9 protein-coding genes and 1 tRNA gene are annotated in these 13,314 nt (G+C 63.8%); 6 read left to right on the forward strand and 4 right to left on the reverse strand.

Annotated elements, in window-relative coordinates; translation table 11 throughout:
- Positions 1-98: 98 nt before the first annotated feature.
- Genes zwf through pgi form a run of 3 tightly spaced genes read left to right on the forward strand, consistent with a single transcriptional unit; the run spans position 99 to position 3,867 of the window.
- Positions 99-1,574 carry a glucose-6-phosphate dehydrogenase gene (zwf, locus tag AB1A62_RS12595; protein ID WP_366661819.1) on the forward strand — a complete coding sequence of 492 codons (1,476 nt, stop codon included), beginning with the start codon at positions 99-101 and terminating at the stop codon, positions 1,572-1,574.
- A complete protein-coding gene (gene pgl / locus AB1A62_RS12600) occupies positions 1,571-2,242 on the forward strand; it encodes a 6-phosphogluconolactonase (protein ID WP_366661820.1) in 672 nt (223 codons plus the stop codon). Before zwf ends, pgl begins: the two co-directional genes overlap by 4 nt.
- A gap of 17 nt (positions 2,243-2,259) precedes the next feature.
- Positions 2,260-3,867 carry a glucose-6-phosphate isomerase gene (pgi, locus tag AB1A62_RS12605; protein WP_366661821.1) on the forward strand — a complete coding sequence of 536 codons (1,608 nt, stop codon included), beginning with the start codon at positions 2,260-2,262 and terminating at the stop codon, positions 3,865-3,867.
- A 45-nt stretch (positions 3,868-3,912) separates the two neighbouring features.
- On the opposite strand, the gene AB1A62_RS12610 is transcribed toward pgi, so the two are convergent.
- From AB1A62_RS12610 to AB1A62_RS12625, 4 genes are all read right to left on the reverse strand, one after another.
- Complete coding sequence (locus AB1A62_RS12610; protein ID WP_366661822.1) at positions 3,913-4,395, reverse strand: hypothetical protein; 483 nt, start codon at positions 4,393-4,395, stop codon at positions 3,913-3,915.
- 144 nt (positions 4,396-4,539) lie between these two features.
- A tRNA-Gly gene (locus AB1A62_RS12615) sits at positions 4,540-4,613 on the reverse strand.
- Between the two features lie 73 nt (positions 4,614-4,686).
- The gene (locus AB1A62_RS12620; protein ID WP_366661823.1) at positions 4,687-6,735 is read right to left on the reverse strand and encodes an ASKHA domain-containing protein; all 2,049 of its coding nucleotides are present in this window, start codon (positions 6,733-6,735) and stop codon (positions 4,687-4,689) included.
- A gap of 146 nt (positions 6,736-6,881) precedes the next feature.
- Entirely contained in the window at positions 6,882-8,048 is a 1,167-nt protein-coding gene (locus tag AB1A62_RS12625) for a CaiB/BaiF CoA-transferase family protein (RefSeq protein ID WP_366661931.1), read from the reverse strand.
- A 186-nt stretch (positions 8,049-8,234) separates the two neighbouring features.
- On the opposite strand from AB1A62_RS12625, the gene guaB reads away from it, so the two are divergent.
- From guaB to AB1A62_RS12640, 3 genes are all read left to right on the forward strand, one after another.
- Positions 8,235-9,683: an IMP dehydrogenase gene (gene guaB, locus AB1A62_RS12630; protein ID WP_366661824.1), complete on the forward strand. Its 1,449-nt coding sequence runs from the start codon at positions 8,235-8,237 to the stop codon at positions 9,681-9,683.
- Positions 9,684-9,719: 36 nt separating this feature from the next.
- Positions 9,720-10,895 carry an RsmB/NOP family class I SAM-dependent RNA methyltransferase gene (locus tag AB1A62_RS12635; RefSeq protein WP_366661825.1) on the forward strand — a complete coding sequence of 392 codons (1,176 nt, stop codon included), beginning with the start codon at positions 9,720-9,722 and terminating at the stop codon, positions 10,893-10,895.
- Positions 10,896-10,986: 91 nt separating this feature from the next.
- Positions 10,987-13,302: an ATP-binding protein gene (locus tag AB1A62_RS12640; protein WP_366661826.1), complete on the forward strand. Its 2,316-nt coding sequence runs from the start codon at positions 10,987-10,989 to the stop codon at positions 13,300-13,302.
- The last annotated feature ends 12 nt before the right edge of the window (positions 13,303-13,314 follow it).

The raw sequence follows: 13,314 nt of genomic DNA on the forward strand, positions 1-13,314 counted from the left end.
TATACTGGGCAGGAAATGAAAGCAGCCGGGCGGGCACATGACAGGGATGTGAGCGGCAGTGTGCCGCGCCTGCACCGGCGAAGACAGGAAGAACAAGAATGGTTTCGCGTGTGATACCGGTCGACCCGTTTGACCTGGTGATTTTCGGCGGCACTGGCGATCTGGCGCAGCGCAAGATTCTGCCTGCGCTGTTCCGCCGGCATTGCGCCGGCCAGCTGACCGGGGATGAGCGGATCATCGGCGCTGCGCGCACCAGCCTGACAAGCCAGGAATACCGGACGGTGGTAGCAGAGGCCCTGCGCGCGCATGCTGGCCCCAAGGCCTGCGGCGGCGGCGCGCTGGAGGCGTTTCTGGAGCGGGTGAGCTACGTTGCGCTGGATGCCTTGGGCGAGGAGGGCTGGCAGGAGCTGAGCCGGCAGCTGCGCCCGGCGGAGGAAGTACCGATCCGCATGTTCTATTTCTCGGTCGGACCCGGCCTGTTCGGCCCGTTGGCCGAGCGGCTGCACAGGCACGGGCTGGCCAATGCGGATGCCCGGATCGTGGTGGAAAAACCCTTCGGCCGCGATCTGGCGTCCGCGCGGGAGCTGAACCGGACCCTGGCGGGCCATTTCGAGGAAGGCCAGATCTACCGGATCGACCACTATCTGGGCAAGGAGACGGTGCAGAACCTGATGGCGGTCCGCTTCGGCAATATGCTGTTTGAGCCGTTGTGGAACAGCCAGTATGTCGACCACATCCAGATCACCGTGGCGGAGACCGTCGGCGTCGAGGGGCGCGAGGAATATTACGAGCGCGCCGGTGCAATGCGCGACATGATGCAGAACCACCTGATGCAGCTTCTGTGCCTGATTGCGATGGAGCCACCTGCCAAGTTCGACCCGGATGCGGTGCGTGACGAAAAGCTGAAGGTGATCCGGGCGCTGGACCCGGTGGAGCCGCATCACATCGTGCGCGGCCAGTACCAGGCCAATCTGGACCCGGAGGCACCGCATCCGTCCTACCGCGGGCTGGTCGGCAACCCGCGCAGCACGACTGAGAGCTATGTGGCGCTGAAGGCGCATATCAGCAATTGGCGGTGGGCCGGCACGCCGTTCTACCTGCGGACCGGCAAGCGGCTGGTGAACCGGTCCTCGATCATCAACGTGATGTTCAAGGACGCGCCGCATTCGATCTTCGGGGCGGAGGCCGGGCGCCATGCCAACCACCTGAAGATCCGCCTGCAGCCGAATGAGGGCATTACCCTCAGCGTGACCATCAAGGAGCCGGGGCAGGGCGGCATGCGGCTGATCGACGTGCCGCTGGACATGAGCTTTGCCGAGGCGCTGGGGCCGGAGGGCGGCGATCCGCCGGATGCTTATGAACGGCTGATCATGGATGTTGTGCGCGGCAACCAGACGTTGTTTATGAGGGGGGACGAGGTTGAGGCAGCCTGGGCCTGGACTGATCCGATAATTGAGGGCTGGAAATCCAGAGGCGATGTGCCTAAACCCTACGTTAGCGGTACCACCGGCCCGGAGGATGCCGATTTGCTGATGCGCCGCGATGGGCGGGAATGGAGGGGGATAAACCCATGAAATTCAACGAATACCCTGATCAGGACATGCTGGCGATCGAAGTCGCTAATGAGATTGCCGGGGATCTGAAAACCCATCTTCTGCATCATGACACAGCGTCGTTCGCGGTTGCGGGCGGCACCACGCCGGGGCTGATTTTCGACGATCTCTGCGCCGCGGACATCGAATGGGACCGGGTGCATGTGATGGCAACGGATGAGCGCTGGGTGCCGCAGGAGCATGCCCGCTCCAACGCGGCGATGATCCGCCAGAGGTTGCTGCAGAACCGGGCGGCAAAGGCGCAGTTCCTGCCGTTCCATGTGCCGGAGCGCGAGCCGGAGGAGGTGCTGGCAGAGCTCGAAAGCCGGGTGGTGCCGGAATTGCCGCTGTCTGTTCTGCTGCTGGGCATGGGCGAGGACATGCATACGGCCTCGCTGTTTCCTGGTGCTTCCGGGATAGAGGCAGCGCTGGCCGGTGACGCGCCGCCGCTGGCGGTTATGCGGCCTGACAGCCAGCCTGAAGCGCGGGTCAGCCTGACGGCGCGGGTGCTGGACGCGGCAATTGCCAAGCATTTGGTGATCTTCGGCGAGGCCAAGCGCAAGGCGCTGGAGCAGGCGATGTCCTTGCCGCCGGAAAGCGCACCCATTCAGGCTGTTCTGTCCGAGGCATCTGTCCATTGGGCGCCTTGATTTCAGGAAAGGTAGAAATGCTCACTGTTTTGAAGACGCTGCATTCCGATGTGTGCAGTGTGGATATCATTGATTTGTTTGATAAGGACCCGAACCGGGCCGAGGGGTTCAGCGTCAGGTTCGGGGATCTCCTGTTTGATTATTCCAAGACCCGGATCACCCCCGAAGTGCGGGGCGCTTTGACGGCCTTGTGTGAAAAACGGGATGTTGCTGCCAAGCGTGAAGCGATGTTCCAGGGCGGGCGGATCAACGAAACCGAGCAGCGGGCGGTTCTGCACACCGCGTTGCGGGACCCGGACGGGCCGGAGCTGCTGGTTGATGGCGGGGACATCCGCGCACCGCTGCGCAAGACGGTTGAGCGGATGGAGGCCTTGGCAGGCCGGGTCCGTTCCGGTGAGATGCAAGGGCCGGGCGGCGCCTTTACCGATGTGGTGAATATCGGCATTGGTGGCTCCGATCTGGGGCCGGTGATGGCGACCCTGGCTTTGGCGCCCTATCATGACGGACCGCGTTGCCATTTTGTCTCCAACGTGGATGGCGCCCACATTCACGACATCCTGCAACGGATTGATCCCAAGACAACTTTGGTGATTGTTGCCTCTAAGACCTTCACCACCATCGAGACGATGACCAACGCGGCGACCGCGCGTCGCTGGATTGAGGCGGGCGGAGGTGACCCTGCGCAGCAGTTCCTGGCCCTGTCCACCTCTGAGGAAGAAACTGCAGCTTTTGGCATTCCGCGCAAGCATGTGTTCGGGTTCGAGGACTGGGTCGGCGGGCGCTATTCGGTCTGGGGGCCGATCGGACTGAGTGTGATGCTGGCCGTGGGGCCGGAGAACTTCCGCGCCTTTCTGGCGGGCGGCAAGTCGATGGATGACCATTTCCGCAGCGCCCCCTGGCAGCAGAACATGCCGGTGATGCTGGCGCTGACCGGGATCTGGCACAATCAGGTCTGCGGCTATCCGACCCGCGCGGTGTTGCCTTATGACCAGCGGCTGCGGCGGCTGCCCGCCTATCTGCAGCAGCTGGAGATGGAATCAAACGGTAAGTCGGTGGCAATGGATGGATCGCCTTTGCCGTATCCGACCGGCCCGGTGGTCTGGGGCGAGCCCGGGACCAACGGCCAGCATGCGTTCTATCAGCTGCTGCATCAGGGCACATCAGTCATTCCGGCCGAGTTCCTGGTGGCGGCCAAGGGCCATGAGCCTGAGCTGGCGCACCACCACAAGCTGCTGGTGGCGAACTGCCTGGCCCAGTCCGAGGCGCTGATGCGCGGCCGCAGCCTGGAGGAAGCCTGCGTGCTGATGCGGGCCAAGGGTTATGAGGGCGCTGAACTGGAGCGGCAAGCGCGGCACCGGGTGTTCCCGGGCAACCGGCCGTCCACCACGCTGATCTACCCGCAGCTGACGCCGCATGTGCTGGGCCAGATCATCGCCCTTTACGAGCACCGGGTGTTTGTCGAAGGGGTGATCCTTGGGATCAATTCCTTTGACCAATGGGGCGTGGAGCTGGGCAAGGAGCTGGCCAACACGCTGGCACCGCTGGTTGCTGGCGAGAAAAGCGCGGAGGGCAAAGATGGGTCAACCCGCGCCTTGCTTGATTTCGTGCGCGAGGCCGGTAACTGACGCAGGTTGCAGAAGCGGCGGGGCGTGATCGCCCCGCGGCCCGTGTCAGGGAAGCGTCACATTGCTGGTGATGGTGTTGACGAACTTGCCGGTTTCCGGATCTGTCAGCGACGAGAAGGTGCCGCCGCCTTCCGCCCCGGACCAGGGGCCTGTTCCGCCGCTGAGCTTCCAGCTTCCGGTCAGGGCGCCGGAGGCGTCCATACCTTCGGCATGCCAATGCAGCACCACTTTTTCGCCAACCTTGTCGGTGAAGGCGCAGATGCCGCCGCCAGTGACTCCGGACGGGGCAGCCTCGACTGCGCCAAAGCAGGGCCCGGCGGCGCCGTTCATCGGGTGCTCTGCGTCTTCCATTTCGACATTCTCGTAGGAGCTGCTGGTCTGAATCACCATGTGGCCGTCGGCAATTTCGGTGGGTGTATTGCTTGCGATACCCGTTCCGGTGCCACCCTGTTCCCAGGTTGTACCTGCGGATGCGGTTCCGGCGCTGAAGGCGCACAGAAGTGCGGCGGCGAAATAATGACGTGTCATACTGGTACCCTCCCAAACTGGCAGCCCTTAACATGCGGGCCTGCCGGGGCAGTCTACCACAAACAGCAGGGGCGCGCGCGGCCTCAGCGGTCAGGCGGGAAGACCACCGCAATGCGTAGTAACTGTCTGAAAAATATAGGAGGCTGGAGCGGGTAGCGGGAATCGAACCCGCGCCTTAAGCTTGGGAAGCTCGCATGATACCATTTCACCATACCCGCTTGTGAAGGCAGGATTATGCCGCGGCGCCGCTAAGGTCAAGGGCGCCGCAGCGAAATTCTTGCCGGGCCGGGATCAGCCGCGGCGGCGGCGGCGGCGGCCGCCTCCAGCGCCTTCGCCTTCGCCGCCGCCGGTGTTGAAGTTCACTTGCGGCAGGGTCACCACGGTTTCCAGGATCGGGAAGGGCTCGGCCGAGTTCGGGATCGCCGAGGCATTGACGAAATGCTCCTGGAAGCGGGGTTCCACGGCGGTTTCGATCTTCTCGATCCGGCGCACGGTTTCCTCGATTTCGCCGCGGGCTTCGGTATTCAGGAGCGCAATGCGGGCGCCGGTGCCCGCGGCGTTGCCGGCCGAAGTGACCTTATCCAGCACGCAATCGGGGATCATGCCCAGCACCATTGCGTGTTTGGCAGAGATATGCGCGCCGAAGGCACCAGCCAGAACCACGCGGTCGACCTTGTCGACTCCGAACTTGTCCATCAGCAGGCGGGCGCCGGAGTAGAGCGCGGCTTTGGCCATCTGGATGGCGCGGATATCCGGGTTGGTCACGGTGATGGTCGGGCCGCCGTCAGCGGAACCGTCCCACAGCATGTAGGCATTGGTGCGGCCGTCCTGGATGCAGCGGGCGGAGCCGGTCTGCCCGGCGGAGCCGATTAGGCCGGAGGCGTCCAGCACGCCAGCCAGGCGCATCTCGGCAATCGCCTCGATGATGCCGGAGCCGCAGATGCCGGTGATGCCGGTGGTGGCGATGGATTCGGCAAAGCCCTGTTCGTCAGACCAGATTTCGGAGCCGATCACCCGGAAGCGGGGTTCCTTGGTCACCGGGTTGATCTCCACGCGCTCAATAGCCCCCGGGGCGGCGCGCTGGCCGCTGGAGATCTGCGCTCCCTCAAATGCGGGGCCGGTGGGGGAGGAACAGGCGAGGACCTTTTCCTTGTTGCCCAGCAGGATTTCCGCGTTGGTGCCGACGTCCACGACCAGCACCAGGTCTTCGGATTTGTCCGGAGCTTCCGACAGTGCAACCGCAGCGGCATCGGCACCGACGTGTCCGGCGATACAGGGCAGCAGGTAAACGCGGGCAGCGGGGTGGATGTTCAGATCCAACTCATTCGCCCGCAGCGCCAGCGCGTTGGAAGTCGCCAGCGCAAACGGCGCCTGGCCCAGTTCGAACGGGTCGATCCCGAGGAACAGGTGGTGCATCACCGGGTTGCAGACAAAAACCGCATCGACGATCAGCGCCTTGTCGATCTCCGCCTCAGCCGCGATCTGGGTGAACAGCGCGTTCATGCCCTCGCGCACTGCGCGGGTCATCTCCTGGTCGCCGCCCTTGTTCATCATGGAATAGGACACCCGGCTCATCAGGTCTTCGCCAAAGCGGATCTGCGGGTTCATGATGCCGGAGGAGGCGACAACCTCGCCGGTTTGCAGATCGCAGAGATGCGCGGCGATAGTGGTGGAACCAAGGTCGACCGCCAGGCCGTAGATCGAGCCTTCATAGAAGCCGGGCCAGATGTGCATGATCTTGGGCGGATGGCTGGCGTCGCCGAGATGCACGGCGACGGTCACCTTCCAGCCGCCCTTGCGCAGGGCGGGCTGCAGCACGTTCAGGATATGGAGGTCGGTCTTGACGCCTTTGAGGTTCCACTGGGCGTCCAGCGCTTCGATCAGCCGCTCCATATCGCCGGTCGGCTTGTGCATGTCGGGCTCTTCCACCTCGACATAGTAAAGCCGGGTGGAAGGGTTCATGGTGATGTCGCGGGCCTCGGCGCGTTTGCGCACCACCTGGCGGTGGACCTGGCTTTCCGGAGGCACGTCGATCACGATGTCGCCCTGCACGGTGGCCTGGCAGCCCAGGCGGCGGCCATCGATCAGGCCGCGCTTGTCTTTGTAGCGCTGCTCGACCTTGTTCCACTCGCTCAGGGCGCCCTCGGCCACGGTCACGCCGTGCTTGGGGAATTCGCCGTAAGAGGGGGTGATCTGGCATTTTGAGCAGATCCCGCGGCCGCCGCAGACCGAGTCGAGATCGACCCCAAGCTGCCGGGCGGCGGTCAGGATCGGCGTGCCCACGGGGAAACGCCCGCGCTTGCCGGAGGGGGTAAACACAACGAGGGGTTCGTCAGTCATGCCTGTGGCCTTCTCATTCCGCAATTTAGGCGGAGCATATGGTCTTTTGCGGCAAGCGAAAGGCAATGGGCGGCATTTTCCCGTCTGCCGGCGCCATTTTCCGAGATTTGATGACTTTGGGATGCTGTTTTTTGGCGGGCCTGAGGTCAGCCGCCCGTCTGCGCCTCAACTTCCTCAAGCCACGCCAGAATCCCTGCCCGGTCGCCATCTAGCCGCGGGGCAGGGCGGCGGGTTTCCGGATCCGCCAGACCGCTCATTTTGATGGGATTGCCGGCGGACAGGTTTTGCGGACGGCCGTCCTCGCCCAGCACGTCGACAACCATGTTGCGGGAAAGGATCTGCGGGTCCTGCAATACTTGATCCACGGTCTGAATCGGCCCGGTTGGAACTCCGGCCTCGCTGAGCAAGGCGATCCAGTGGTTTTTGGGCCGATCCAATGTCACCGCCTCGATCAAACGCTTCAAGAGGCGCGCGTTTTCGCAGCGCGCCGGGTTGGTGGCAAAGCGCGGGTCCGCGGCCAGCGGCAGCTGCAGGGCCTCGCAGAGCCGGGAAAACAGCGCGTCGTTGCCAGCCGCGATCACGAACAGCCCGTCAGAGGCGTGGAAGGTCTCAAACGGGGTGATTGACGGATGCCGCGCGCCGGAGGGCTGCGGTGCCTCGCCGGTGACGGAGGTGATGGCGATGGCGTGCTCCAGCAGGGCCAGCTGGCTGTCCAGCATGGCGACGTCGATGAAACGGCCCTGGCCGGTCTTCTGCACATCCAGCAGCGCAGCGAGAATGCCGTGGCCGAGAAACATGCCGGCAACGATATCGCCGATCGAGGCGCCGACCCGCACCGGCTCGCGGTTCTTCTCTCCGGTGATCGACATCACCCCGCCGCGCGCCTGCACCACCATATCATAGGCCGGCTTCAGGGCATCGGGACCGGTGTGGCCAAAGCCCGAGACCGCGCCATAGATCAGCCGCGGGAACCGGGCGTGCAGGTTCTCCCAGCCGTAGCCAAGCCGCTGCATCACGCCGGGCCGGTAGTTTTCCAACAGCACGTCTGCCCGGGCCAGCAGACGTTCGAAAATTTCCCGGTCCACGGGCGCTTTCAGATCCAGCGCAATGCTTTTCTTGCCGTGGTTGATGGTGGCGAAATAGGCGCTTTGTCCGTTCTTGAAAGGCGGGAAGGCGCGAGTGTCGTCGCCTGTGCCCGGCCGTTCCACCTTGATCACCTTGGCGCCAAGGTCCGACAGGATCATGGAACAGTATGGCCCGGCCAAAACATGGGTCAGGTCCAGAATGGTGATGTCGTTCAAAGGGCCGGTCATGGCGAAATCCTGCATCATTTCTGCAAGTTTATTGATAGCTTCCGCCGGACTGCGCGCTTTGACCCATATCATCTGCGCATCAAAGATTTGCTGCAGTGCAGGAATTCTTGCCCCGGGCCTCTTTCCCCCCGGTGGTTTCTGTGCAATAGGGTCACCGCCAAACGGGGTTATGCATGAGGACGACCAATGCAGATTCGTGAGGCTCTCACCTTTGATGATGTTCTTCTGGTGCCAGGCGCGTCGAGCGTTCTGCCCAACACGGCGGATACGCGCACGCGGGTGACCCAGTCGATCGCCCTCAATATCCCGCTGCTGAGCTCAGCGATGGATACCGTGACCGAGTCACGGATGGCGATTGCGATGGCGCAGGCTGGCGGTATCGGCGTCATTCACAAGAACCTGAATGCAGAAGAGCAGGCCCGCGAAGTGCGCCGGGTCAAGCGGTTCGTCTCCGGCATCGTTTACAACCCCATCACCCTGACCGCGGACCAGACCCTGGCAGACGCCCAGGCGCTGCAGGAGCGCTACCGCGTCACCGGGTTCCCGGTTGTCGATGGGTCGGGCCGCGTGGTTGGCATCGTCACCAACCGCGACATGCGCTTTGCCACCGACGCCAGCACCCCTGTGTCGGTGATGATGACCTCGGACAACCTTGCGATGCTGCAGGAGCCCGCCGATCTGGAAGAAGCCAAGTCGCTGATGAAGGCGCGCCGGATTGAGAAGCTGCTGGTTTCCGATAAGGACGGCAAGCTGACCGGTCTTCTGACCCTCAAGGATACTGAGCAGGCGGTTTTGAACCCCACTGCTTGCAAGGATGAACTGGGCCGCCTGCGCGTTGCTGCCGCCAGCTCCGTCGGCGACAGCGGGTATGAGCGGTCCGAGGCGCTGATCGACGCAGGCGTGGACGTTGTGGTGGTGGACACTGCGCATGGACATTCCGCGGGCGTGATCGACGCGGTGAAGCGGATCAAGGCACAGTACAGCAAAATTCAGGTGATTGCCGGTAACGTCGCCACCGGTGATGCCACCCGTGCGCTGATCGACGCGGGCGCCGATGCGGTCAAGGTTGGTATCGGCCCGGGCTCCATCTGTACCACCCGCATGGTGGCGGGCGTTGGCGTGCCGCAGCTGACCGCGATCATGGATTGCGCCGCGGCGGCTGGCGAAGTGCCGGTGATTGCGGACGGCGGCATCAAGTTCTCCGGCGACTTCGCCAAGGCGATAGCGGCCGGCGCCTCCTGCGCCATGGTCGGCTCGATGATTGCCGGCACCGACGAAAGCCCGGGCGAGGTGATCCTTTATCAGGGCCGTTCCTTCAAGTCCTACCGTGGCATGGGGTCGATGGGCGCGATGGCGCGCGGCTCTGCCGACCGCTATTTCCAGAAGGACGCGGCCAGCGACAAGCTGGTGCCGGAAGGGATCGAGGGGCAGGTGCCGTACAAGGGCGGTGCCAGCGCTGTGATCCACCAGCTGGTGGGCGGCCTGCGCGCAGCGATGGGCTATACCGGCTGTGCGACCGTCGACGAGATGCGCAAGAACTGCAACTTTGTCCGCATCACCGGCGCGGGGCTGAAGGAAAGCCACGTCCACGACGTGCAGATCACCCGCGAAGCGCCGAATTACCGGGTGGGCTGACACCATGATGGCCGCAAGTGACACCGGGGCAGGGTCATGACCCCCGCCGCCCGCCTGCAGGCGGCCATTGAAATCCTGGATCAGGTGGTGGCAGGGGAACCTGCCGAAAAGGCGCTGACCTCTTGGGGGCGCCGCAGCCGTTTTGCCGGGTCCAAGGACCGGGCCGCGGTGCGCGACCATGTGTTTGGCGCCGTGCGCTGCCTGCGCTCGCACGCCGCGCTTGGCGGTTCCCGCACGGGGCGCGGCTTGATCCTGGGCGCGCTGCGGGAGGCGGGGCAGGACCCGGATGAATTCTTCACCGGTCAGGGCCATGCGCCCGCGCCGCTGACAGACGCGGAACGCCAGTTCCCGGAGCCGCCCGAAGGCGCCGAGGCGCTGGATATTCCCGATTGGCTGTGGCCGGAGTTTCGCGGCAGCCTGGGAGGCAAGGCCGAAGCCGCGGCGCTGGCCTTGCGCAGCCGGGCGCCGGTGCATCTGCGGGTGAATACTGCGCGCGGAACTGTTGAACAGGCGGTGAAGGCATTGGCTGCCGAGGGCATTGCCGCCCAGCCGCATCCGGCCGCGGCAACCGCGCTGGAGGTGACTGAAGGCGCGCGCAAACTACGCAATGCCAATTCCTATCAGGACGGCTTGGTTGAGCTTCAGGACGCGGCAAGCCAGGCCGTGACGGAGCGGCTGCCTTTGCAGGACGGGATGAAGGTTCTGGACTACTGTGCAGGCGGTGGCGGCAAGACGCTTGCCATGGTGGCCCAGGCTGGTATCCAGTGTTTCGCGCATGATGCCGACCCCAGGCGGATGAAGGACCTGCCGGAACGTGCCGCACGGGCAGCGGCAAAGGTTACGCTGCTTTCAACCGCTGATCTGGCCCGCTCCGGGCCGTTTGATCTGGTTCTGTGCGACGTGCCCTGTTCCGGTTCCGGCTCCTGGCGGAGGGCGCCGGAAGGCAAATGGCGTCTGACCGCCGAAGGGCTGGCGGATTTGCAACGTATTCAGGGGGAAATCCTGCGTAAGGCCGCCGGACTGGTCACGCCGGATGGGGTACTGGCCTATGCAACCTGCTCTATGCTGACAGGCGAAAACAGCGCTAAGGTTCAACGGTTTACGGAAGAAAACCCTGAGTGGAAACTGGCGGATCAGAACGGCTGGCAAGTGCAGGATGGCACCGACGGGTTCTATGTTGCCGTGTTGACGCGCGCAAAACGCGGTTGTTAGGGTTTCGGCGGTAAACCTGTGTGTTTCTTAACGTGGTTTTAACCTAAACCGCCGCGTTATGGCGGCATTCTCTACTGACCATGGAGCCGTAATGTCCGGTCGCCAAGACACCTCCGTTCCGGAACTGCGTGTTTACGCACCTGAGCACGCCAGGCTGGCGGCGACATTTCTGCTGGCGGTGACGCTGATGACAGGCCCCTGGCTGCTGCCGCTGCCTGACTGGATGGGCCGCGGTTTTATCATGGTGGGGCTGACGCTTGCCGCGGTTGCAGCACTGATGGTGCTGCAGACACGGATGCGGCTGAATGCGCGCGCCATGGCGGCTGAACTGCTGACCGGTTTCATCGAAAAGGACGCAACTCCCAGTTTTGTCACCGATGATGACGGTATGATCCACGCCTGCAACGGCGCTGCGGTGAAGCGGTTTCAGGATGCCAGCCGCGACACGCTGGCGGGCACGCTGCGTTCGGTCCTGGCCAATCCTTCTGCGGTGCTCTACCGGCTGCAGAGCCGTGCCCGCGTCGATGGCGCGGCGCGCGAGGACATCGTGACCCGCCGCGGCCATGTGCGGCTGGCCGTGCATCAGATGAGCGGCGGCAGCTTCCTGTGGCGGGTGGAGGATATCCTGGACCGCGGCGGCAATGGCCGGGGTGCCGATGCGCTGCCGGTTCCGATGATCACGGTGGGCCGCACCGGTGCGGTTCTGTTCATGAACGAAGCTGCCCGCCGCCTGATCGGCGAACGGGTGAAATCCACTGACCGCTTGTTTCCAGCGCTGCCGGTTTTGCCGGGACAGATCAACACGCTCAGCACGAAAGAAGGGCCGGTGCAGGTGCTGGTCAGCGAGCAAAACCGCACCCAAGGCCGCAGTGAGTTGTTCCTGATGGAGGTGGACGAAAGCAGTTTTGACTCCGCACAGGCCGGGTTTGAGGCGCTGCCGGTGCCCTTCCTCAAGGTTGCGCCGACGGGGGAGATCCTGAGCAGCAACCGGATGGCGCTGCGGCTGCTTGGGGTCGAGAGCTGCGCCAACCTGAAGCTGGGCCAGCTGATGGAAGGGCTGGGGCGTCCGATGTCGGACTGGCTGCGCGACACTGCGGACGGGCTGGCGCCCAACAAGTCGGAGTTCCTGCGGCTGTCGCGTTCGGACAAGGAAGTGTTCGTCCAGGTCACGCTTACCCGCGTGGTGGAAGAAGGCACACCGCTGCTGATTGCGGTTCTGAATGACGCGACAGAGCTGAAGACGCTGGAGGCGCAGTTTGTCCAAAGCCAGAAAATGCAGGCGATCGGGCAGCTGGCGGGCGGTGTTGCGCATGATTTCAACAACCTGCTTACGGCGATTTCCGGCCATTGCGACCTGCTTCTGTTGCGCCACGACCAAGGCGACCAGGACTATGGCGACCTGATCCAGATCCATGAAAATGCCAACCGGGCGGCCTCGCTGGTGAGTCAGCTTCTGGCCTTCTCGCGAAAGCAGACCCTGCAGCCGGAAACCCTGGATGTGCGGGACACGCTGTCCGACCTGACCCATCTGCTGAACCGCCTGGTTGGCGAAAAGGTCACCCTGACCCTCAGCCATGATCCGGTGATGAAGTCGATCCGCGCCGACAAGCGGCAGCTGGAGCAGGTGCTGATGAACCTGGTGGTGAATGCCCGCGATGCGATGCCGCAAGGCGGGGAGATCCGGGTCGAAACCGAAGTTGTCTCGCTGGAAAAACCGTTGGAGCGGAACCGGGCAACGGTGCCGGCCGGCGACTGGGTGACAGTCAAGGTCTCTGACGAAGGCGTCGGGATTGCCCCGGACAAGCTGCAGAAGGTTTTTGAACCTTTCTACACCACCAAGCGCACGGGGGAAGGGACCGGGCTGGGCCTGTCCACGGCCTATGGCATTATCAAACAGACCGGTGGCTATATCTTTGTCGATTCTGTGAAGGGCCACGGCACCCAGTTCACCTTGTTCTTCCCTGTCTACAAGCAGCAGGCGGAACAACTGACGGCCGAAGTTCCGGAAGCAACCGCTGACAAGGCTGCGGCCGCTCAGCACGGCGAGGGCGTCGTGCTGCTGGTCGAGGACGAGGCGCCGGTGCGCGCCTTTGCGTCCCGTGCTCTCAGGATGCGCGGCTACACGGTGCTGGAGGCGGAATCGGCCGAGGATGCGCTGCGCACGCTGGAAGACCCGGGGCTGACGGTGGACGTGTTTGTAACCGACGTGGTGATGCCGGGCATGGATGGCCCCAGCTGGGTGCGCGAAGCGCTGAAGGAACGTCCGGACACCCGCGTGGTGTTCGTCTCCGGCTATGCCGAGGGCGCCTTTGGCGAGGCAGAGCCGGATGTACCGAATTCAGTGTTCCTGCCCAAGCCTTTCTCTCTCAACCAGTTGACCGAGACAGTGCACGCTCAGTTGCACTAAGGCACAGTAAGG

The sequence above is a fragment of the Leisingera sp. JC11 genome, from assembly GCF_040704725.1.
GTDB lineage: Bacteria > Pseudomonadota > Alphaproteobacteria > Rhodobacterales > Rhodobacteraceae > Leisingera.

What these genes read in the sequence shown, in the direction of transcription:
- zwf (WP_366661819.1), top strand. Translation starts at nt 99, where the DNA reads ATGGTTTCGCGTGTGATACCGGTCGACCCGTTTGACCTGGTGATTTTC.
- pgl (WP_366661820.1), top strand. Translation starts at nt 1,571, where the DNA reads ATGAAATTCAACGAATACCCTGATCAGGACATGCTGGCGATCGAAGTC.
- pgi (WP_366661821.1), top strand. Translation starts at nt 2,260, where the DNA reads ATGCTCACTGTTTTGAAGACGCTGCATTCCGATGTGTGCAGTGTGGAT.
- AB1A62_RS12610 (WP_366661822.1), bottom strand. Translation starts at nt 4,395, where the DNA reads ATGACACGTCATTATTTCGCCGCCGCACTTCTGTGCGCCTTCAGCGCC.
- AB1A62_RS12620 (WP_366661823.1), bottom strand. Translation starts at nt 6,735, where the DNA reads ATGACTGACGAACCCCTCGTTGTGTTTACCCCCTCCGGCAAGCGCGGG.
- AB1A62_RS12625 (WP_366661931.1), bottom strand. Translation starts at nt 8,048, where the DNA reads ATGACCGGCCCTTTGAACGACATCACCATTCTGGACCTGACCCATGTT.
- guaB (WP_366661824.1), top strand. Translation starts at nt 8,235, where the DNA reads ATGCAGATTCGTGAGGCTCTCACCTTTGATGATGTTCTTCTGGTGCCA.
- AB1A62_RS12635 (WP_366661825.1), top strand. Translation starts at nt 9,720, where the DNA reads ATGACCCCCGCCGCCCGCCTGCAGGCGGCCATTGAAATCCTGGATCAG.
- AB1A62_RS12640 (WP_366661826.1), top strand. Translation starts at nt 10,987, where the DNA reads ATGTCCGGTCGCCAAGACACCTCCGTTCCGGAACTGCGTGTTTACGCA.